Below are 20,499 nucleotides of genomic sequence, written 5' to 3'. Positions count from 1 at the left end.
TACTCCTTTGATTAAATTATTTAGGTAATTCTCCTGTTTTCTTATAGTGGTCAATTTGCCGATTCAATTGACCAATAAATTCCTTCGAGACCAATGGGCTAAACTTCCCAAGGGAAATAACGTTATCTTGAAAATCATATGAAAGATTACCGGAATGTAAATCCCCATTATTATATTGCTCTGCAACCTTTACATACAATTTGTCAACCTGCTGAATGGTACTTGTTAAAACAGTTGATTCACCTAAATCAGACTGTTCAGAAACATAGCCAATCACATATAACCCGTGTTCTTTGACCTGCTCGATAACAGGTACATTAAATCCATCCCCTGCTGGGTAGACCACATCGACACCATTTTTCAGCATTTGGTCGGCCAACTGAATTGCTTTCTGCTTGTCATCCCAATTTCCAACATATTCAATACTAACCTTGGTATCTTTATTTTCTGCCAATGCCCCTTGATAAAACCCTTCAATTTCTGGCTGCCATTCATATGCAGCCAAAACACCGACCTTTTTAGTATGAGACATATGGGATGCAACCATTCCACCGAAAAAACCCATTGCATGGGATTTAAAGGTTAAACTTGTGGTGTTCTTGTTCTTTGCATCACCATTAAAGCTGACAAAGTGGATGTTAGGATACTGTTTTGAAATATTATTAAAGAATTCGGCATACTCAGATCCATGACCAAAAATAAGATTTACACCTTTTTGGTCAAATTCTTTCACCGCTTGTTCGACAACAGCCTGAGAAGTCATTCCTTCTTTATAAAATACTTCCACATGAAATTTCGATTGAATTTTTAGCATCCCATTAAACCCCTTTGTTCCCCACACCTGGTCATTGATCGTTTCAGGGACTAACAAGCCAACCTTATGTAACTTTCCCGAAGCTTTTGGTTCTCCGCATGCCGCCAGTAGGAGAAGACATAAGAGAATGATACCGAAACGGTTTACCATTTGCTGCAACTCCTTTGTACGACACCCTTTCCATTATATACCCAAATTGTAAAATACGTCTTTTTTTCTTTCTATTTTAACCCTAGAACAATTAATTGAAAAGTCTCGAATACCAACTTTTTCAGTGTATTTAATTAGGAATTATTCCTTATTCAGCACATTAGTAAAATTTAAATTAAACGCTTCACTATTTCTATTTGTTCTTCAATTGAATTACTGAATGGGGTTACCCTTTTTACTGATACTCGTTTGATCGTTTTATCTATTTCCAATTGTTCAGATTGTACACCTTCTAAAATCACTTTATCTAATTTCAACTGCTCCGCACACTGAACCCAATAATTCTCTTTACCGCTTTCTATCAAAAAGTTCATATTGTCCACAGCATCTGAATTTTCGATCGATGCAAGTATAGCTTCTACCGCATCATCGACAAATAAGATATCGCCAGTCCATTCCCGTTTACTTGCCTTGATTACACTTTCGTCCCTTTTTGCCATCAGTGCTTGTTGGAAAGTAAACACGGACGGCTGCCAAGGACCATAAATAGATGGTAAATAATAAAAACGATTTTTCTTCCGCCAGGCAATCACATGCTCAATAAATGTCCGCAAAGCCTGTGCCTCATTAGAAATTAGTAATTGGATTGGTAGAATGAATATAATATCAGTCAAATTTTTATTTTTTTCAATAAATGGTTGTAAGCTTGTAACGGTTTGTTTTTGTAAAATGGTTTCAGTATTCAACATATATACATCGTAAAGTGAAATGATCAACGTTGTTTTAGCGGTGTCATCTTCTCTGTAAGCATCTAATTGTGATAAGGAGATTTCCTTAAAGTTTGCATTCCTGCCTACCTCCAGCCTTTTCTCCTCAAGAAATGGAGCTTCACCAATATGAAGGCCAATAACCTCTAAACCCTTATTTAAGAGCGTACTTCCCATATGAAAACTAACAAAATTATAAATACCAAAAATGATAGCCTTGTCCATTACATCTTCCTCCCCAAAATAACCTTAATGAATCCTATGCTCAATTAATAGGAATTATTTCATTTTGGGGAGGCTTACCATTATAGCACTGATTCATGACTGTTTAAAAATTTGATAACCATATTTCCGAGCTGAGGTTTTTTTTCGGGTAGAATGAAGGTTGGATCTATCTTTGGGGTATTAAGGATTTTTTGATAAAGTTTTGATTGAGTGTACGATCTCCCGCCAGCTAAAACTTGGATAATCCTTATCGGACAGTCAAAATCAAGATGAACCATTTCTTCCATGTTGAATATTTCGTTTTCAAGGGTAGACTGATCGAGTTGATGTGCAGCAATTAATTCCCTCATTAATTTTTTATAAAAGAACTTATGTTCTTTTTCTTGTTCTAAATGATGTTTTAGGGAAAGAATGGGATTAAGGAGGACTACCGAACGAATTGACCCCTTCATCTTTTCTAATAGCTTTACAGCCACTAATGCCCCCATTCCTTCTGCTAAAACATGAATTTTATTATTAAGAATTTCACTTCTGATTACATGCTGATATAACCTTTGAGCAAGCTCGACAGCATTTTCGCTCCCCCAGTTTCGTCCATAAAGATTTGAGGAAAAAATGGTGTACCCGGCATCTTTTAATTCATTGATAATAGCCAGCTTCCCTTCGTTTTGCGTCCAAAAGCATTTGCTTTCATCGACAAAGTGCCTTTCATCTCCAATTATTAAGATCCCAAATCCTGTAGGCTTTTCGGGGTAATGAATGATATTCCATTGGGTATCCATCTGAAAATTACGATTCTCCATCGCTAAATCTCCTTTTACATAATTCCTCAAGATATTGTATGCCGTTTCACATGAGATGAAAGGGAGTTTGCCCATTTTTCTCAAGACTTGAAAACATAAATCAGAAAATTGTTTTTTATATATTTTTTCTGTATTGTATGGTAGTATTTAAATTAATGTATAATAAGTAAGAGGTGAAAATGAGTGCGTATATTTTGGACTTTTTTCTGGTCTTTCCTTTTAGTGCAAATGCTTACATATGTTGTTAGTTCAATGACAGCCGGTGCGGAATATAATTTTGCTCAAGGTTCTATTGCTGCTGTTGGGGTAACCATATTAATTCTCATTGCTACAGCAGTAATTCCAAATGAACCTGTAGAAAATCATTAATAAAAAAGGTCTTCCAAGCAACTGGAGGACCTTTTTTTCTGTTTTAACTACTTTTCTCGTACTTTTATAGATACTTCACCCTCAGCAATGGATATTTCAACCGTTGATTGATCATGGATCTTCCCTGCAATGATTTCACGTGCAAGTTTCGTTTCGATATTCCTTTGAATATACCGTTTCAAGGGCCGTGCACCATAAATAGGATCAAATCCATTTACAGCAATAAATTCCTTCGCATCCTCACTTATCGTGATATTAATTTGCTGCTGTTTTAACCTATTTTGCAAATCGATCAGCATCTTTACAACAATATTCTTTATCTCCCCTAATGATAAAGGCTTAAAGAGGATCGTCTCATCAATTCGATTTAAGAATTCCGGGCGGAAATGAGACCTTAATTGACTCATAACCTTCTCCCTTGTTTCATCCGAAATTTCGATCTCATTTTCACTTCTATCGAGCAGGAAGTGGGAACCGATATTGGAAGTCATAATAATGACGGTGTTTTTAAAATCTACCACTCGACCTTGCGAATCCGTAATTCGGCCATCATCAAGGGCCTGCAAGAGAATATTAAATACTTCCGGATGCGCCTTTTCTATTTCATCCATCAAAATAACAGAATAGGGTCTTCTTCTTACAGCTTCTGTCAACTGGCCGCCTTCTTCATATCCTACATATCCCGGAGGTGCACCAATTAATCGAGAAACAGCATGTTTCTCCATATATTCCGACATATCTATTCTTATAATATGCTCTTCACTGTCAAATAAGGACTCAGCGAGCGCCTTCGCAAGTTCTGTTTTCCCTACGCCAGTCGGACCTAAAAATAAAAATGATCCAATTGGCCGGTTCGGGTCTTTAATACCAGCCCTCGCTCTTAGAACCGCATCCGATACCAAGCTAACTGCCTCATTTTGGCCTATCACCCGTTGATGTAGAATGGATTCTAATTTAAGTAATTTTTCTCTTTCCCCTTCGACTAGCTTGGAAAGTGGTATTCCTGTCCATCTTGAGACGATATTTGAAATTTCCTCCCCTGTTACTTCTTCTCGGAGCAACCGCTCATCCTCTTCTGCTTTTTCCTCCAATTCTTTAAGTTCTTTTTCCATTAAAGGGATTTGTCCATGCCTTAATTCAGCTGCCCGATTTAGATCATATCGGTCTTCTGATGCTTGAAGCTCGCGGCGGAGTTTTTCAAGCTGCTCCCTTTTCTCCTGCAATTTTTGAATCGTTTGTTTCTCCTGCATCCATTTTGCCTTCATCGTATCTGCTTGTTCTTTCAAATCAGCCAGTTCTTTTAATAAGGATTCAAGTCTTAATTTACTTCCTTCATCACTTTCTTTCCGAAGTGCTGCCTCTTCAATTTCCAGCTGCATGACCCTGCGTGTCACTTCATCAAGTTCGGTAGGCATGGAGTCAATTTCCGTACGAATCATGGCACAGGCTTCATCGACAAGGTCAATTGCCTTATCAGGTAAAAACCGGTCTGTAATATAGCGGTCTGACAATGTGGCCGCGGCCACTAAGGCATGATCGTGAATCTTTACCCCATGATGGACCTCAAATCGTTCCTTTAGTCCCCTTAATATGGAGATTGTATCTTCTACATTTGGTTCTTGAACCAGTACTTGTTGAAAACGCCGTTCAAGCGCTGGATCTTTTTCTATATATTTCCGATGCTCATCAAGTGTGGTTGCCCCAATACAATGGAGTTCCCCTCTAGCAAGCATGGGCTTTAACATATTTCCGGCATCCATCGCCCCTTCAGTTTTACCTGCACCAACAATGGTATGAATTTCATCGATAAATAATAAAATACGTCCTTCACTTTTCTTAATTTCATTTAAGACCGCTTTAAGCCGTTCCTCAAATTCACCGCGGAATTTTGCTCCAGCAATTAATGCACTCATATCTAATGAAAAAATGGTTTTATCCTTAAGTCCTTCTGGAACATCTTTTCTCACAATTCTTTGGGCTAATCCCTCGACAATTGCTGTTTTCCCAACCCCTGGTTCACCGATTAAGACAGGATTATTCTTTGTTTTACGTGATAAAATTCGAATCACATTACGAATTTCAGCGTCTCTGCCAATAACCGGATCGATTTTGCCGCTTGTTGCTTCGGCTACAAGGTCTCGGCCATACTTTTTAAGAGCATCATATCCTGCTTCTGGATTTTGTGATGTCACTCTTTGGTTCCCCCTTATTTCCTTTATTGCTTTTAAAATCATTTCCGGTGTTAGACCGTATGCTTGAATGATTTTTTTCATATGTGAATCATTTGCATAAACGGCAGCTAACAGTATGTGTTCCACAGAAATGTAATCATCCGAAAATTTAGATGCAAACTCCTCGGCACTTACTAGTAACTTTTGCAGTTTAGCTGTAATATAAAGTTTTCCCTGTTCGACACCACTTCCTGTTACCTGTGGTTTTTTGGTCAATTCTCCCAATAAAGAATTCTTTAACCTATCCGCCGGTAAGCCTGCTTTTTCTAATATGGCAGCGATTAAACTATCTTCCTGATTTATAAGCGATAATAACAAATGAAGTTCATCAATTTCTTGATGATTTTCCTTTATCGCTAAAACCTGTGCATCCATAATGCCTTTTTGCATACGCTCTGTCATTCGGTTTAGGTCCATTTCCCTCACTCCTTTTTGACCTTTTTTGACCTATTAACTTTATTATAAAAAATTTATTAGAATAAGTAAAATAATGACAGAAGAAAAGCCATCCAAATAGATGACTTTTTTTAAAACTTATTAAGGTTTTCGAACGTAGCTCCAAACGCGATCATCATTTGATGTCTCAGGAAATGAGTCTCCTGCTTTAAGTTTTATCTTTTTCGGGTTAGTTACATTGCTTCCAGAGTCACCAACCTCAATATAAAAGCCATTATTTGGTGCCTTTTTACCTGGCTTAAATTGATGATTTTGTCCCATTCTTATCCCCCCTTTTCCAATACATTTTTATTATCCCCGTTTGCCTGCAACAGCATTAAAGGGAAATTCTTTCAAATTCAACATAGGTCGACAATATTTCCTAGGTAATATGCCGTTAGACTTAAGTTTTGACGATTATATGAACTTATTCTACAGATATTGATAATTATTCTTCGTTAACAATATAATTATAGTATTATCTAGGGAATCTCATTAACCATGACTTGAATTTTTTAGGAATTGAAATTGTACCTTTAAAGGTGGTTATAGTATGCAGTCAGTAAAAGAAATGCCTGTAACATTATCACATCTCTTTGAAACGGTCCATCATATAAAAAAGATTGAAAAAGGGACGTTTCTTTTTCAGGAGGGTTCTCAAGCTGATGAAATGTATATTGTCCAAAGCGGGATCCTTCAAGTTAACAAAATTATTCCTGACGGAAGAGAACTAACAATTAGAATGTGCTCCAAAGGAGATTTTGTTGGAGAGTTAAATTTATTTTCTCCTTCATCTCGATATTTACTAAGTGCACGGGTTGTAGAGAGCGGTGAAGTTGCTGTCATTTTGAAGGACGTCTTAGAAGAGAAGCTATCCCAAAATCTAGCTCTTTCATTTGAATATATCCAATGGATGAGCCTGCAATTTCGGAAGACACAAACTAAATTTCGTGATTTAGTCCTCCATGGTAAAAAAGGGGCGTTGTATTCGACTCTTATTCGTATTAGCAATAGTTATGGGATGAAAACGGATCAAGGTATTCTAGTGGAATTACCTTTTACAAATCAAGAGCTGGCAAATTTCTGTGGTACCTCCCGAGAGGTTGTCAATCGGCTGCTTAGTGATTTAAGAAAGTCAGATATTATTTCAATTGATAAAGGTTCCATCACCATTCATGATATTGATTATTTAAAAAGGGAAATCGATTGTGAGGATTGCCCGGTTGAAATATGTAAGGTTGATTAAAATAGGCAAAAAAAAATCGGTCAAGCTGACCGATTTTTTTAATTTAATTTAAGGTAACAATCTGAATGGAAAGGATTATAAAGATGAGGGCCGAATTAATGATCTCATACACACCAATTTGCAGTGGCGATAATTTTTTTCCATAAAAGAAATAAGCTCGTAGTAAACTCGGAATATAAGCAATCGCCACCATCCAAAGGCCACTAAAGAACCACGCACCTACTACAAGAAGATGATATGTCCATGAAATCCATTTGAACATATCATTTCTCTTTTCTCTTATCATGGTTTTCACATAAAAGGTACAGCCCATAAAAAATAAGACAGATGTTAAAAAGGGAAAAATCATTGTTTTAAGGTTTAGCGAGCCTTGCCCCAAGTAGCTGCTAGCCAAACCAGCGATAGAAAATGCAAAGATTGCACTCATATCATTCATAAACGCACGATCTTTATTTTTAGATGTATAGTAAGCATTTATTGCGAAAAATGGCAGCATCAAAAATCCAAAGATGATGATAGCATGTCTTTGGAGAAGCGGAAACACCAGCAGTATTAAAGCAGGTATCATATAAATAATGGTCCATTTGGCATAAGATTGAACTTTTTTCTTCTTAAATAATAGGAGTATAGGATAGGTCGCTAAATATAAAAAAATCCAGCCAATAAAAAACGGTATGTCCTGCCATACATATCCACCATTAATAACACCTAGCCAAAAGGGAATGATCAGCATTGCCCATGCGCCATGTTGTTTGGGTAAAAATAATTTCATCTTTTATCACTCCTTTTCCTGATAGCCTTACTATAAAAGAGCTGTCCTGAAAAAAAAGTGAAGAGTATCACATTAAATATGAAAAAAAGAAGGCAATTTACCTTCTTTACATGAACTTAGATAGAAATGGAAATGCATCGGAACCAATCAGGCTATGATAACATTGATCTTCTCTAGAGTAGCTATCCACTGATTGGAACTTGCATTTCCAGTACATAATCGAACTACCTATATTAACAAACCATATTACCCCTGCAAGTATTATAATTTGTATCAGTTTGTATTACTGTGATAAAAGTAACATATTTGACAATTTTATTAACTTTTTTCATCATTTTTATGAACACGCTCCAAAATTAATTCAGTTGTCCAATTAATCAGTGCTTCATCTTTAATCGAGAAGGAAGGTTGCATATATTCATTGACCAGCTCGTCAGACCAATACCCAACTGCGTAAATATTGGTTATAGAGTTTAATAAATGCAAGTCCTCTTTCTTTTTTAATAAGAAGAGTTTAGGATAATTTTTCTGTTTATAGCCTTCCACTAAGACGACGTCGGGTTGATAGAATTTTAATAGCTCTATTTCGTCTTCCAGGCTTAGGTTCAGCTTGTCAGCCTGTAGAATCATTCTTCCACCGCCTTCGACAATAGCAGCAATCGCCCCTGAACTTAGATGCCTTGAAGAATCTTTTTCTTCCATTACGTCAGGTTTACCGCCATGCCCATGATGTTTGATTGTGACGGTTTTTATTCCTTGGTCTGTCAGTGATTTTATCAGTTTAGTTATAATTGTTGTCTTACCACTATTTTGATATCCAACCACCTGAAAAATAAAAGGTTCTACCAAGGCCATACACTTCCTACCTGATCTTCAAGCAGCAATACCTCGACTTCATTTCCTGCCATAAATCCCCTTGTTCCTCCGGGAAGGATCATTAATGAGTTTGCACCGGCCAAGCTCATAATAATATTCGACTTGTCCAAACCACTCGGTGTTGATTTTAACCTTCCTTCATCAATAAAGGTGGCACTCCTGACAAACCTAGTAAACGGATTAGCCTTAGGAAAATCAACTTCAAGTAAAGCCTTTTCTTTTCGCAAATGGGGTTTGTTTGAAAAAAGCTGTGTCCGGATTATCGGACGGGTAAATAGTTCAAATCCCACATAACAAGCTGAAGGGTTACCAGATAGTCCAAATAGGATTTTTCCATCATAAATCGCAACCGTAGTTACACTGCCAGGGCGCATAGCTACCTTATTGAATAATACCTCTGCTCCAAGTTTTTTATAAATCCCAGGCAGGTAATCAAAGTCACCCACCGATACTCCCCCAGTTGTAATGAGTATATCCACTTCACTTAAAGCATCTTTAACTGCTTTAAAACACGTATCAAATTCATCAGGCAACTTCCCATAATAATGAACTGTTCCCCCTGCCCGTTCAATTTGAGCTGCAATCATATAGGAATTACTGTTGCGAATTTTGCCGGGCACTAATTCTTCATCTACTTCTAACAATTCGGTACCCGTAGCAAATAGACCGATAAGCGGTTTTTTTGCTACAGGAACTTCTTTATAGCCAAAGGTCGCCAACATTGCTTGTATTCCCGGGTTAATCAAGGTGCCTTTTTCAACGAGAACTTCGCCTTGTTTAGCATCTTCTCCTATAAAAGAAACATTCGTACCCTTATTAATTTGTCTTTTAATGGACATATATGGAATACCATTTTTTTCATAGTCTTTTGCAACTTCAAACATGACAACCGCATCTGTTCCATTTGGCATCATCGCACCGGTCATAATCCGAACAGCTTGGTTTTCACCAACTAATTTAGACGAGACCATTCCGGCACCAATGTGGTCGATTACTTCAAATTCGACCGGATTTGATTGGGATGCTTCAAGGGTATCGATAGAACGAACTGCAAAGCCATCATATGGTGCTCTATCAAAGTGCGGAACATTACTCATAGCTATTAAATCTTCTGATAAATAACGACCATAGCTTTCACTTATAGAAACGTATTCCGTCACGCCACTTATTTGATGTTTCATAATTTGTTTTACTGCTTCTCCAATCGAAATTGGGTTTCTTCTTTCTAGCAAATAAATCAGCTCCTGCCTCAAAACAGATAATTTTGGTTAGATATGTAATGGATTATAACAGCTAATATTGATTATAAGTCTATAGAAGACTTACAAACGTATCAAATGTCACAAATTAGACGAAAAAGAAAAAAACATAGCCAATGTGTGATACAGGTCACCTTTAATATTCAATATTTCTATTATGCTTAAGTCATAAATAACTTACCTTATCTTTAGGAGGAATTATCATGACTTTCACCATAACAGCCAATTCATTAGTAAGAGATATTGTTAACGAACTTCCAAAAGCAAGTGATATATTTAAGAAGAACCGAATTGATTTTTGCTGTGGGGGAAATATCCCACTATCACAAGCTGCAGAACAAAACGGGCTAAAAGTTAACAAAATCATAGAAGAATTAAAAGATGTCTTTGAAAAGTATGAAAACACTGAGAAAAATGTAGATGTGTGGACAGGCTCAGACTCCTATACCATTATTAATCATGTTATTAATAATTACCATCGTGTTTCTGAAGAAGAATTAGCAATGTTGAGCCAATATGTTACTAAGGTTTCACGCGTTCACGGTGAACACCATCCCGAACTTATTAAAATGAATGAGCTTTTTTATGAGTTTAAAAAGGAACTGCTTGAGCATATGGCAAAAGAAGAAGAAATTGTGTTCCCACTTATTAAGCAGCTTGCGGATGGTACTGCTCCAAATCCTGAGGAAACCATCAAGATGATTGTCGAGCTTGAAAAAGAACATGACCATGCAGGAGAAATTTTACGAAAAATCCGAGCAGTTACCTCTGACTTTGCCCTTCCTGCAGATGCCTGTGGTACTTACCGTTTAGTTTATGCCCGTTTAGAAGCATTGGAAGGCTTAACCTTTATGCATGTGCATCTTGAAAACAACATTTTATTCCCAAGATTTTCAAGCTAATTGAAGTCAACCCGCTTACACAGCGGGTTGTTTTTTTGTAAAAAAATAACCCTCTTTTTAAAAGAGAGTTATCCGCCAATATAGGACATTTCAATTTTTTTACGATTTTTATTGGTTTCCGCTGTTCTTTTATCTGAATATCTGTCATCCCGGCCATTCCATATCGCCGTAATCCGCTCGGTTATTTGCTCATCCGTTGCTCCATTTCTCATGAAATTTCGAATATCATGACCATTGCCATTAAACAAGCAGGTGAAAAGTTGTCCATTTGCAGACAGTCTTGACCGAGTACAGCTGGAGCAGAATGACTCAGAAACAGACGTAATAAAACCGACATTAACATCCTTATCTGTATATTTATAGAGCTTGGCTACCTCACCAAAGTATGCAGGACCAACTGGTTCGAGCTCGAAATGTTCCTTGAGCAAATGATAAATCTGCTTTTTTGTCACTACATCATCCATTTTCCAGCCATTTGTTGATCCCACATCCATAAATTCAATATAACGCAATTCCAGGCTATGTTTTTTACAATATTCCGCCATTGGGATAATTTCTGTATCATTTAAGCCCTTTTTAACAACCATATTGATTTTGACCCCGAGACCAGCCTGTTTAGCTGCCTCTATGCCTTCCAACACGGGGGCGGTCCCAACTCCACGTCCATTAATCTGACCGAACAATTCATCGTTTAACGTATCAAGGCTGACATTTACTCTTTTAAGACCAGCTGCCTTTAAGTCATTGGCCAATTTCGGCAGCAACACTCCATTTGTTGTTAACCCGATATCACTAAGCCCTTCGATTGCTGAAAGCTTTTCTACAAGAAGAGGCAAATCCTTACGAAGGAGTGGTTCACCACCAGTCAGACGTATTTTCTCAACACCTAATTGGACGAATATTTTTCCCAGCCGTTCTATTTCCTCATAGGTTAATAATGCACTTCTAGGAAGAAATTCAAAATCAGGTCCGAATTTCTCTGCAGGCATACAGTACTGACAACGAAAGTTGCATCGGTCAATGACTGAAATTCGTAAGTCATGTAAAGGTCTGTTTAATTTATCTTTAATAATGGTTTTTTCCATTTACATCAACTCCATTATATTAAAGGAAGCTTATTTGATAAGTGTAACAGGATTACAAGGAAAAGACTGTTATTTTATTCACTATTAACAAACATTTTATTTATTCTAATCTTAACAGATGTTTCTAATTGAATAAACGGTTGTTTTGGAAAAGATGTTCTACAATTTCATACAAGTTCAAATATTTTATAAATCACTTAGGTTTTCACTATATTGTCATGGTTTACTCCGTTTTATGAACCAGTCATCAGTTAAAATTAGATTACAAACTAAAAATACGGAATTAGACTCGTTTATAAATAACTAAGAGGTGAAAGAAATGACTTTGCCAATGAAACCAACTCATTCAATTGAAATAAAAGAATTACTTACATTTGCTGATCGGAAATTTAAAAGTGAAAGAGGAACTTTTCTTTTTCAAGAAGGAATGGTGGCAGAAGAGCTTTACATTATTCTCTCCGGTAAAATTCAAATCAGTAAAATTACATCCGACGGCCGTGAACTTTCCTTAAGAATTTGCGGAGCAAACGATATTTGCGGAGAATTAACCTTATTCACAGATAATCCTAGATATTTACTAAGTGCAAAAGTACTTGAAGAAGGCGAAATTGTCGCCATTAATAAAGATATTATTGAAAGTGAAATTTTTCAAAACAGTAAGCTTGCGTTTGAATTTATGAAATGGATGAGTGACCATTTCCGTAAAACTCAAACCAAATTCCGTGATCTCGTTTTGAACGGCAAACGCGGTGCCTTATTCTCAACCTTAATCAGGATGTCCAATAGTTATGGCATACAAAGGGCTCAGGAAATTTTAATTGATCTACCTCTAACCAATCAAGAGCTTGCTAATTTTTGCGGTACATCCCGCGAAAGTACAAATCGAATTTTAAGTGAATTAAAACGAGATAAAAAAATCTCTATTAAAAAAGGCAAAATCTCCATCTTAGATTTGCAATATTTAAAGGATGAAATTGGCTGTGAAAACTGTTCTGCAGTATATTGCAATATTGAATAGACTAATTTCAAGGCTGTCTCTGTTATGAGGCAGCCTCTTGTTTTATAGTTTATCTTTGTTCCTTTTTTTCTCTTAATGCTTTAGGAATATAAACACAGAATGGTTCACTCTCAAGGTAATCTCCTGTCATTGCATAGGCTCTTGACCTTGAACCGCCGCAAACATAACGGAACTCACACACGCCGCACTTTCCTTTAAATCCATCTGGATTTCTTAAAGCCTTGAAGATAGGGGATTCCCGATAAATTTCTGCTAATGGCGTTTCCCTGACATTCCCTGCTTTTACTGGTAAAAGTCCACTTGGATAGACATCGCCAATATGTGATATAAACACAAAGCCGTTCCCGTCATTTACACCTTTAGGGGCGCGTCCAAGTCCATCAATCGAACCTGTTAGGCCTTTTTCAGTCAGAGCACTTAAATAATCAATTTCATCCGTCTGTGTATGCGCTTCACGCATTTTTTGCTGTATGACGACCCGGCGGTAGTGCATAGCCTCAGTGGTTTTGATATCGAAAGTCACACGCTTGCTTAGGTCATACAGCCACCTCAATACCTTTTCATGCTCCACAGGTGATATCATATCTGTTACTTGGCCTCGGCCTGTTGGTACGAGGAAAAAGACACTCCAAAGTACACAATTCAAATCCTCAACCATTTTAGCCATTTCTTCCAAGTATTCAACATTATATCTTGAAATGACAGTATTTATCTGAATAGGAATTTCGAGCTCATGCAGGTACTTAATTCGTTCCATTGTTAAATCAAATGAACCTGCCGTTCCGCGAAAATGATCATGTATCTCTGCAGTAGGTCCATCAATGCTAAAGGCCCAGCGTGACAGTCCCACCTCTTTTGCTTTTTCGATTGCTTCTTTTGTTACATTTGGAGTGGCACTTGGAGTCATGGATACACGGACTCCCTTTTGGACTGCATATTTAGCAATATCAAAGATATCCTCTCTCATTAAAGGGTCTCCGCCTGTAAAGACCAAGATAGGGTTATTCATATTATATATTTGATCGATTAAATTTTTACCTTCTTCAAAAGTTAGTTCACGTGGATCGCGTGTATACTGGGCATCTGCACGGCAATGCAAACATTTTAGCTGACAGGCACGTGTTAGTTCCCAGATTACAATAAACGGATCTTTATTAAAATCACGATTAAAAGACACTTAAAACTCCCCCTCAATCTGCTATTTTAAATTCAAACAGCATTGATTAACTGTATTATAATGTTGTTTATATTATAAAAAAGTGAACTATCTCACATGAGGGAAATGATATGTGTATCTTTTGTGACGAAAATAAAGTATATTAACTTGCTGATATGAGGCTACAACTTGCGGATAGCCTATCCCTTTTTGCGGATAAGCAACTCCTATTTGGCGAAATGCGAATTTACTTGCGGATATGAGGCCGCCACTTGCGGATAGCCTACCCTTTTTTGCGGATAAGCAACTCCTATTTGCGAAATGCAAATTTACTTGCGGATATGAGGCCGCCACTTGCGGATAGCCTATCCCTTTTTGCGGATAGCCTACCCCTTTTTGCGGATAAGCAACTCCAACTTGCGGAAGGCAACTCCAACTTGCGGCAAGCAACTCCAACTTGCGGAAAGCAACTCCAACTTGCGGAAAGCAACTCCAACTTGCGGAAAGCAACTCCAACTTGCGGAAAGCAACTCCAACTTGCGGATAACAATATCATCCATTCGGACTCACTTAGCAAATTTCCAGCTGCGACTGTCTAAATGAGCCTAAATTTTAGGAATTGTGCCAGTTAATCCAATCTATATGAACCCACAGGTAGGATAACAACAAAAAACACACGATATATTCCTGAAGAATACCGTGTGTTTCTCCTACCCACTATATTATCTACTGTTTAAGATATAGTTAAGACATTATACTTAGATGCTAAATCTACAAAGTCTGCCATACCACTAATTTTTCCGACCACTAAACGATCCGCTGCCTCATAGTGGTCCGCACAAGTTTTACATGCTAAAATATCGACACCTTTTTCCTCTAGTTCCTGCAAATGGACGGAAACAAATGATTCCTCTGTCATCGTTAACACACCGCTGTTCATACAAAAAACAGCCACAGGAAGTTCTTCCTTTTGCTTAAGGAGCGTGAAAAAAGTTTCCAGAATATTTTCACCAATTGATTGGTCGCCCCTGCCAAGTTGATTAGAGCTTACCAAAATAACTTTATTTTTCATATCTATACCTTTAACGGATTCCTAAGGCAATTTTTGCGTAGCGTGACATCATATCTTTGTTCCATGGTGGATTCCAAACAATATTAACATCCGTATCTTTAATTTCAGGAATATCTGCCAATGATCGTTTTACTTGATCAACAATGGTACCAGCCAGCGGACAACCCATTGCAGTTAAAGTCATGGTTACAGTAACCAATCCCTCTTCGTTCATATCAACATCATATACTAAGCCTAAATTCACGATATCTACTCCCAACTCGGGGTCGATAACAAGCTCTAATGCGCCCATTATATTATCTTTTAATTCTTCATTCATATGGTAACACTCCTTAATTTCACCTTTTTTAGATAAACTCTTAAAACTACCTTGCACTGCTTTTGGCTCACCTATTCACTTATGGTAAACTTTAACCTAAAGCAATTAAGTAAAACAAGTATATCTTTTTTAACAACAAGTTGGTGTGAATTTTTTTACAGTTTGGCTATTAAATTGTTAACATAGTAATTATAGGAATATTTATCCTCATTTTTCAAATGAAACTCATAAGTAGTGTATCATGTTGAATAAATTTTTTCTAAACCAACGCATTATTGATTAAATTTTTAAAAAAGAAGGTGTCCACGTGGCGGAGAAACATTTAATTGCATTAGACTTAGATGGGACATTGTTAAAAGATGATAAAACCATTTCCTTTAGAAATAAGGAAGTGATTGAAAAAGCAAAAGCAGAAGGTCATATCGTAATGATTGCAACAGGTAGGCCATACCGTTCTAGTGAAATGTATTATCACGAATTAAAATTGGATACCCCAATTGTTAATTTTAATGGAGCATTTACACATCATCCGCTTGACCAAAATTGGGGTTTCTATCATGAGCCGCTCGATGTTAAGGTAGCAAAAGACATTGTAGATGCATGTAGAAGCTTTCAATTTCACAATATTATTGCTGAGGTAATGGATGATGTTTATTTCCATTATCATGATGAAAAGCTTTTAGAGATTTTTAACTACGGTAACCCTAGGATTACTACAGGAGATTTAGCGAACTATTTAACTGATTCACCAACAAGTTTGCTTATTCATACAGAAGAAGATCAGCTTCAGAAAATTCGCGATCACTTATCGGCTATTCATGCCGAAGTCATTGAACAGCGCAGTTGGGCAGCACCATGGCATGTAATTGAAATTATTAGAAGTGGTTTGAATAAGGCCGTTGGTCTGAAAAAAGCAGCTGACTATTACGGAATTCCTGCTGAAAGAGTTGTGGCATTTGGTGACGAGGACAATGATTTAGAGATGCTTGAGTTTGCGGGCCACGGAATTGCGATGGGCAATGCGATTGACCAAGTAAAAAATATCGCAAAGGATGTCACCCATAGCAATGAGGAAGACGGTGTTGGAGAATATATAGCAGATTTGTTAAATTTATAAAAGGACAAACTTAAAATTCAGATTTTCGCCATTGTTTACCTAAATGAACCGGGGAATAGATGTGCATACTAGTTTTGAGGCAGCAAAGCTGTTTCAATCTTAGCTTTGAGCATATTGGAGGGATTCGAATGGGTAAACGAAACAAATCAAAACGCTTTGTCCAACAAGGAGTAGATACTGTCAGCCAGCATGCTGCACGTATTCCTTATCACATGACCTATGCTGAAGCGGAAGCTCAGAAAATGGCCAATGTGCATGAATCCTCGCTTGGAGGAATATAACATGGGAAACCAATTGTTCCAGGAAGCCAGAAGATTTGTGGAGATGGCGAAATCTGCCAACCCTGCTGACCTTGATTCTGCGGTCGCGAAAGCAAAGAATGCACTTAGTTCTGCTTATGCCAATTCGACTGTAGCAGAACAAGCCCAGCTCCAACAAATGCAACAAGAGCTAGATCAGATTAGATAGTAGCAAAAGCGCCCGTTTTAGTGCCGACACTAGTCGCTAAAACGGGCGCTTGCTCATTGATAAGTTTGTTTAGTTTCAATTTCAAGAGCACAACCTATGAAGGACTAAATTTGAATTGCTCAGTACCAAAGTGTCCTTCATTCCTGTTTATGAAAGACATCAACGGTATTAAGAACAAACCTTGTGTACCCGCCCGTCATTATTCTCTTCGAAAAAACCCATAAACTGCTGTAGTTTGAACAATGTTCGTAAAGGCATTAGGATCGACCTCCTGAATAATCCGTTCTAAATCAAACAGTTCATATCGAGTTATGACAATCATCAGCATTTCTCTTGTTTCATTTGAAAAGGCACCTTTAGCCGGAATCATCGTAATTCCCCTTACAAGAGAAGCATGAATGGCCTTTTTCATTTCATCGGCCTTTTTTGTAACAATCATAGCTGTTAATTTAGCGTGTCTGGTATGAATCGCATCAATTACCCTAGTAGAAGTATATAAGGTAACTAAAGTATAGAGCGCTTTTTCCCAGCCATAAAGGAAACCAGCCGTAATAATGATTACCCCATTTAAGACAAACATATATGGACCAACAGGCTTGTCCTTCATCCGCGAAAGAACCATTGCTATAATGTCTACCCCACCAGTTGAGGCACCCCATTTTAATGTGATACCTACCCCGATTGCCAGAATAACTCCTCCAAAAACAGCATTGAGTAAAATATCATGTGAAACTTGCTTTATGGGAATCAGAGAAAGAAATAAGGAAGTAAGCAAAACACTAATAAAGCTGTATACGGTAAATGATTTCCCGACCTTTTTCCAACCGAGAATGGCAACCGGAATATTTAATAAAAGCAATAAAAAACCCATTGAAACATTAATTGGTGTATAATCGCTAAGTACCTTTGAGAGTAATTGAGCAACACCAGTAAAACCGCTGGAATAAACATTTGCCGGAATAAGAAATAGATTCATGGCGAGCGCATTTATGAATGCACCAGCAATAACAATCACGATTTTTTTAGTTTGGAGCCAAAGCAATGGAACTCCCCCTAACTCATTGAATTTACGAACTGAATACTTCTTCATTTAGAAATTGTAATTTAAAGATGAAACCGATAAACTGTAATTAAAGATATGATTGGAAAGCAGGTGAGCTTATGACAGTAAAAATACTTGCTGACAGTGCATGTGATTTGCCATTAAGTTTTTATAAGGAAAATAATGTTATATTATTCCCACTTAAGGTTCAAATTAATGACCAAGACTATGAAGATGTAAAAACAATTGATCCTAAAACTGTTTATAATGCGATTAGAAGTGGAGTTGTCCCTAAGACCTCTCAGGTTTCCCCCCTTTTATTTGAGGAAGTTTTCACCGAAATGGCTGAAAAAAATGAAGAGGGAATTTATTTGGCCTTTTCCTCTGAGTTATCTGGTACATATTCAACTGCTGTTATGATTCTTGACCAAGTTAAGGAAAAATATCCAAACTTTCAATTAACTATTGTTGATACAAAGTGTGCCTCGCTTGGAGTGGGTCTCATTGTCATAGAGGCTGCTAAACTTGCTCTTCATGGTGCAAACAAAGAGGAAATTTTAGCGGATGTCAGATTTAGATGTGAACATATGGAGCATATATTTACGGTTGAGGATTTAGATTATTTGGCAAAAGGCGGCAGGGTTTCTAAGGCCTCTGCATTCTTAGGCGGATTGCTAAATATTAAGCCGATTTTAAATATGGAGGATGGAAAACTTGTTCCGATTGAAAAAATAAGAGGGCAAAAGAAAGTCTTCCGCCGGATTATTGAAATTATGAAAGAACGGAGCTCAAGTTTGAATGAACAAGTCATCGGTATTAGTCACGCAGATACTGAAGAAACTGCCCTACAAGTAAAAGAGATGATTATCAATGAGTTCCAACCTAAGGAAGTATATATCTCTTCCATCGGCTCAGCAATTGGATCCCATACAGGCCCGGGAACGATTTCTATTTTCTTTTTAAATTAAATCTGAATTTGAAAAAAGAGCGGGGGTCTCCCGCTCTTTCTTTATTAAGAAGTATAAAAATTGACTTTGAGAATTGTCTAGCTGCAGCGCCTAGGGGCACGGGGTCATAAGCTTATCCAGTTGCGGCTCCTTGGGACTCGAGACATAAGCCACCCCCTGAAGAAGGCTAAAGAGCAGCCTTTTCGCCGGCTCGTCTGTATCCTTGAACAGGAAAAAATGAACTACTTTTTCCCTGTTCAAGGCGCTTCCGCTTTTCTTACTTGTGATCTGTTTTCTTTGAGTATTGATTTTTTCCTGCTTGACGATTTTTTTCTCGCATCATATTTTTTTCATGTCGTAAGGCGTTATTGTCCTGTGCTTTTTTATCGTTATCAGAAGTGTGCGGCATATCCTTACTCCTTTCTAAATTTCTTGCAAGACTTATTGTCTGTCATTTAGAAAAAGAGTATGTAAGTAAACCTTAATCTTTTTTTGCGTAGGTCCAACTTCCTTCCTGATAGACCTTTCCTTCTTTCAATAACTTTCCTAATGCCCGCTTAAATGCCCCTTTACTTAGGCTAAAACGTTCTTGGATATCTTCAGGCGCACTTTTATCGTTATATGGCATCGCACCATTACGGCTCATCAAATATTCGTAGATTTTTTCTGCATCTAAATCTTGCGATTCTTCTTTTCTCCCCAATAACGATACGTTGATCGTTCCATCTTCCTTAACGTCAATAATCCGCCCCTCAACCTTTTGACCTAAACGAGGCTCGACCATGCGTTGCGATTCATGAATAAATCCTTTAAATCCCTCAATTGTGTAAACCCAGCTGCCGACCTTGGCGGTTCGATAAATATGCCCTTGTATATTCTTGTTAAAATCCTTTCTCGTTGCTTCAATCGAGATGGATTGGATTACCTGGTCACTCGCCAACCGTGCATAAAGCAAGTTACTACGATTTACCCTTAAAGTAATATAAACCATATCCCCTACCTTCGGCCATACTGACTGGTGAGCAGGTAGATCGTCTGCACCTAACAAAATATCCTTTGGGAGACCGATGTTTAAAAATACACCAATTTTTGGATTTGTATCTGTCACTTTGACCCAGGCATAAGTACCAACAGCAAGCTCCGGTATTGTCATGGATGCGGAAATTCTTCCTTGAGAATCCGTAAATAAAAAGACCTCTACCTCATCCCCTTCCGCCAATTCTTGTTGTGCTTGATTTTTATGCAATAAAACATCCTCATTACCATCAGATAAGAAATAACCAAAGTCCGTAATTCGGGCTACGTTTAATGTTGCAGTTTGACCAATAAGTTCAGTTAAAGACATCTATTCTAACTCCTTTTTTCTATTTAAGGCGCTTCCGCTTTTCTTCTTGTCTAGCTACAGCGCCTAGGGGCTCGGGGTCAT

The 20,499-nt window shown here is 37.5% G+C and carries 23 protein-coding genes; 8 read left to right on the top strand and 15 right to left on the bottom strand.

The genetic code is table 11. The features are described from left to right. Positions 1-16: 16 nt before the first annotated feature. From AAHB15_RS00910 to AAHB15_RS00900, 3 genes are all read right to left on the bottom strand, one after another. Entirely contained in the window at positions 17-964 is a 948-nt protein-coding gene (locus AAHB15_RS00910) for a BMP family ABC transporter substrate-binding protein (RefSeq protein ID WP_335573533.1), read from the bottom strand. A 170-nt stretch (positions 965-1,134) separates the two neighbouring features. Continuing rightward, positions 1,135-1,956, bottom strand: coding sequence for a hypothetical protein (locus AAHB15_RS00905; RefSeq protein ID WP_335573534.1), 822 nt, complete (start codon positions 1,954-1,956; stop codon positions 1,135-1,137). 80 nt (positions 1,957-2,036) lie between these two features. Beyond that, complete coding sequence (locus AAHB15_RS00900) at positions 2,037-2,759, bottom strand: hydrolase (RefSeq protein WP_335573535.1); 723 nt, start codon at positions 2,757-2,759, stop codon at positions 2,037-2,039. 183 nt (positions 2,760-2,942) lie between these two features. Here AAHB15_RS00900 and AAHB15_RS00895 point away from each other — a divergent pair, with 183 nt between their 5' ends. Further along, positions 2,943-3,128: a YjzD family protein gene (locus tag AAHB15_RS00895; protein WP_098528346.1), complete on the top strand. Its 186-nt coding sequence runs from the start codon at positions 2,943-2,945 to the stop codon at positions 3,126-3,128. Positions 3,129-3,175: 47 nt separating this feature from the next. Here AAHB15_RS00895 and clpB read toward each other — a convergent pair whose 3' ends face one another. Together clpB and AAHB15_RS00885 are read right to left on the bottom strand one after the other, a co-directional pair. Beyond that, complete coding sequence (gene clpB / locus AAHB15_RS00890) at positions 3,176-5,776, bottom strand: ATP-dependent chaperone ClpB (RefSeq protein WP_335573074.1); 2,601 nt, start codon at positions 5,774-5,776, stop codon at positions 3,176-3,178. Positions 5,777-5,896: 120 nt separating this feature from the next. Continuing rightward, entirely contained in the window at positions 5,897-6,076 is a 180-nt protein-coding gene (locus tag AAHB15_RS00885) for a YjzC family protein (protein ID WP_098528344.1), read from the bottom strand. A 271-nt stretch (positions 6,077-6,347) separates the two neighbouring features. On the opposite strand from AAHB15_RS00885, the gene AAHB15_RS00880 reads away from it, so the two are divergent. After that, positions 6,348-7,040: a Crp/Fnr family transcriptional regulator gene (locus tag AAHB15_RS00880; protein WP_446715835.1), complete on the top strand. Its 693-nt coding sequence runs from the start codon at positions 6,348-6,350 to the stop codon at positions 7,038-7,040. Between the two features lie 43 nt (positions 7,041-7,083). Here AAHB15_RS00880 and AAHB15_RS00875 read toward each other — a convergent pair whose 3' ends face one another. The 3 genes from AAHB15_RS00875 to AAHB15_RS00865 all read right to left on the bottom strand — a co-directional run bounded on the left by AAHB15_RS00875 (position 7,084) and on the right by AAHB15_RS00865 (position 9,920). Continuing rightward, on the bottom strand, positions 7,084-7,812 hold the full coding sequence (locus tag AAHB15_RS00875; RefSeq protein WP_342041582.1) for a YwiC-like family protein: 729 nt from the start codon (positions 7,810-7,812) through the stop codon (positions 7,084-7,086). Positions 7,813-8,130: 318 nt separating this feature from the next. After that, the gene (gene mobB / locus AAHB15_RS00870) at positions 8,131-8,667 is read right to left on the bottom strand and encodes a molybdopterin-guanine dinucleotide biosynthesis protein B (protein ID WP_335573072.1); all 537 of its coding nucleotides are present in this window, start codon (positions 8,665-8,667) and stop codon (positions 8,131-8,133) included. Further along, positions 8,655-9,920 (bottom strand): molybdopterin molybdotransferase MoeA, encoded by a 1,266-nt coding sequence (locus tag AAHB15_RS00865; RefSeq protein WP_342041581.1) that lies wholly within the window; start codon positions 9,918-9,920, stop codon positions 8,655-8,657. Before AAHB15_RS00865 ends, mobB begins: the two co-directional genes overlap by 13 nt. Positions 9,921-10,150: 230 nt before the next feature. Here AAHB15_RS00865 and ric point away from each other — a divergent pair, with 230 nt between their 5' ends. After that, a complete protein-coding gene (ric, locus tag AAHB15_RS00860) occupies positions 10,151-10,849 on the top strand; it encodes an iron-sulfur cluster repair di-iron protein (protein ID WP_342041580.1) in 699 nt (232 codons plus the stop codon). Between the two features lie 68 nt (positions 10,850-10,917). On the opposite strand, the gene moaA is transcribed toward ric, so the two are convergent. Beyond that, a complete protein-coding gene (gene moaA / locus AAHB15_RS00855) occupies positions 10,918-11,934 on the bottom strand; it encodes a GTP 3',8-cyclase MoaA (RefSeq protein ID WP_342041579.1) in 1,017 nt (338 codons plus the stop codon). 319 nt (positions 11,935-12,253) lie between these two features. On the opposite strand from moaA, the gene AAHB15_RS00850 reads away from it, so the two are divergent. After that, positions 12,254-12,952, top strand: coding sequence for a Crp/Fnr family transcriptional regulator (locus AAHB15_RS00850; protein ID WP_335573068.1), 699 nt, complete (start codon positions 12,254-12,256; stop codon positions 12,950-12,952). 49 nt (positions 12,953-13,001) lie between these two features. Here the strand turns inward: AAHB15_RS00850 and AAHB15_RS00845 are convergent, their stop codons facing one another. From AAHB15_RS00845 to AAHB15_RS00835, 3 genes are all read right to left on the bottom strand, one after another. Continuing rightward, positions 13,002-14,129, bottom strand: coding sequence for a TIGR04053 family radical SAM/SPASM domain-containing protein (locus AAHB15_RS00845; RefSeq protein ID WP_342041578.1), 1,128 nt, complete (start codon positions 14,127-14,129; stop codon positions 13,002-13,004). Positions 14,130-14,841: 712 nt separating this feature from the next. Next, positions 14,842-15,180 (bottom strand): DsrE family protein, encoded by a 339-nt coding sequence (locus AAHB15_RS00840; RefSeq protein ID WP_335573066.1) that lies wholly within the window; start codon positions 15,178-15,180, stop codon positions 14,842-14,844. Between the two features lie 10 nt (positions 15,181-15,190). Further along, entirely contained in the window at positions 15,191-15,499 is a 309-nt protein-coding gene (locus tag AAHB15_RS00835) for a metal-sulfur cluster assembly factor (RefSeq protein WP_098528334.1), read from the bottom strand. Between the two features lie 307 nt (positions 15,500-15,806). On the opposite strand from AAHB15_RS00835, the gene AAHB15_RS00830 reads away from it, so the two are divergent. From AAHB15_RS00830 to AAHB15_RS00820, 3 genes are all read left to right on the top strand, one after another. Beyond that, positions 15,807-16,616: a Cof-type HAD-IIB family hydrolase gene (locus AAHB15_RS00830; RefSeq protein ID WP_335573065.1), complete on the top strand. Its 810-nt coding sequence runs from the start codon at positions 15,807-15,809 to the stop codon at positions 16,614-16,616. Between the two features lie 128 nt (positions 16,617-16,744). After that, complete coding sequence (locus AAHB15_RS00825) at positions 16,745-16,897, top strand: hypothetical protein (protein WP_176541100.1); 153 nt, start codon at positions 16,745-16,747, stop codon at positions 16,895-16,897. Between the two features lies 1 nt (position 16,898). After that, complete coding sequence (locus tag AAHB15_RS00820) at positions 16,899-17,084, top strand: DUF3813 domain-containing protein (RefSeq protein ID WP_098528332.1); 186 nt, start codon at positions 16,899-16,901, stop codon at positions 17,082-17,084. Positions 17,085-17,283: 199 nt separating this feature from the next. On the opposite strand, the gene AAHB15_RS00815 is transcribed toward AAHB15_RS00820, so the two are convergent. Continuing rightward, positions 17,284-18,126, bottom strand: a complete 843-nt coding sequence (locus tag AAHB15_RS00815; protein ID WP_144567452.1) for a YitT family protein — start codon at positions 18,124-18,126, stop codon at positions 17,284-17,286. Positions 18,127-18,245: 119 nt separating this feature from the next. Here AAHB15_RS00815 and AAHB15_RS00810 point away from each other — a divergent pair, with 119 nt between their 5' ends. Next, entirely contained in the window at positions 18,246-19,094 is an 849-nt protein-coding gene (locus tag AAHB15_RS00810) for a DegV family protein (RefSeq protein ID WP_144567451.1), read from the top strand. Between the two features lie 256 nt (positions 19,095-19,350). Here AAHB15_RS00810 and AAHB15_RS00805 read toward each other — a convergent pair whose 3' ends face one another. Both AAHB15_RS00805 and AAHB15_RS00800 read right to left on the bottom strand, forming a co-directional pair. Continuing rightward, on the bottom strand, positions 19,351-19,482 hold the full coding sequence (locus AAHB15_RS00805) for a DUF3941 domain-containing protein (RefSeq protein WP_081810752.1): 132 nt from the start codon (positions 19,480-19,482) through the stop codon (positions 19,351-19,353). 72 nt (positions 19,483-19,554) lie between these two features. Beyond that, positions 19,555-20,418, bottom strand: a complete 864-nt coding sequence (locus tag AAHB15_RS00800; RefSeq protein ID WP_335573063.1) for a CvfB family protein — start codon at positions 20,416-20,418, stop codon at positions 19,555-19,557. Positions 20,419-20,499 lie beyond the last annotated feature (81 nt).

This window comes from Bacillus sp. OTU2372 (assembly GCF_038440275.1).
Classification (GTDB): Bacteria; Bacillota; Bacilli; order Bacillales; family Cytobacillaceae; genus Neobacillus; species Neobacillus bataviensis_B.
Note: the sequence above shows the minus strand (reverse complement) of the source record. Positions and strands in the feature narration are given on the sequence as shown.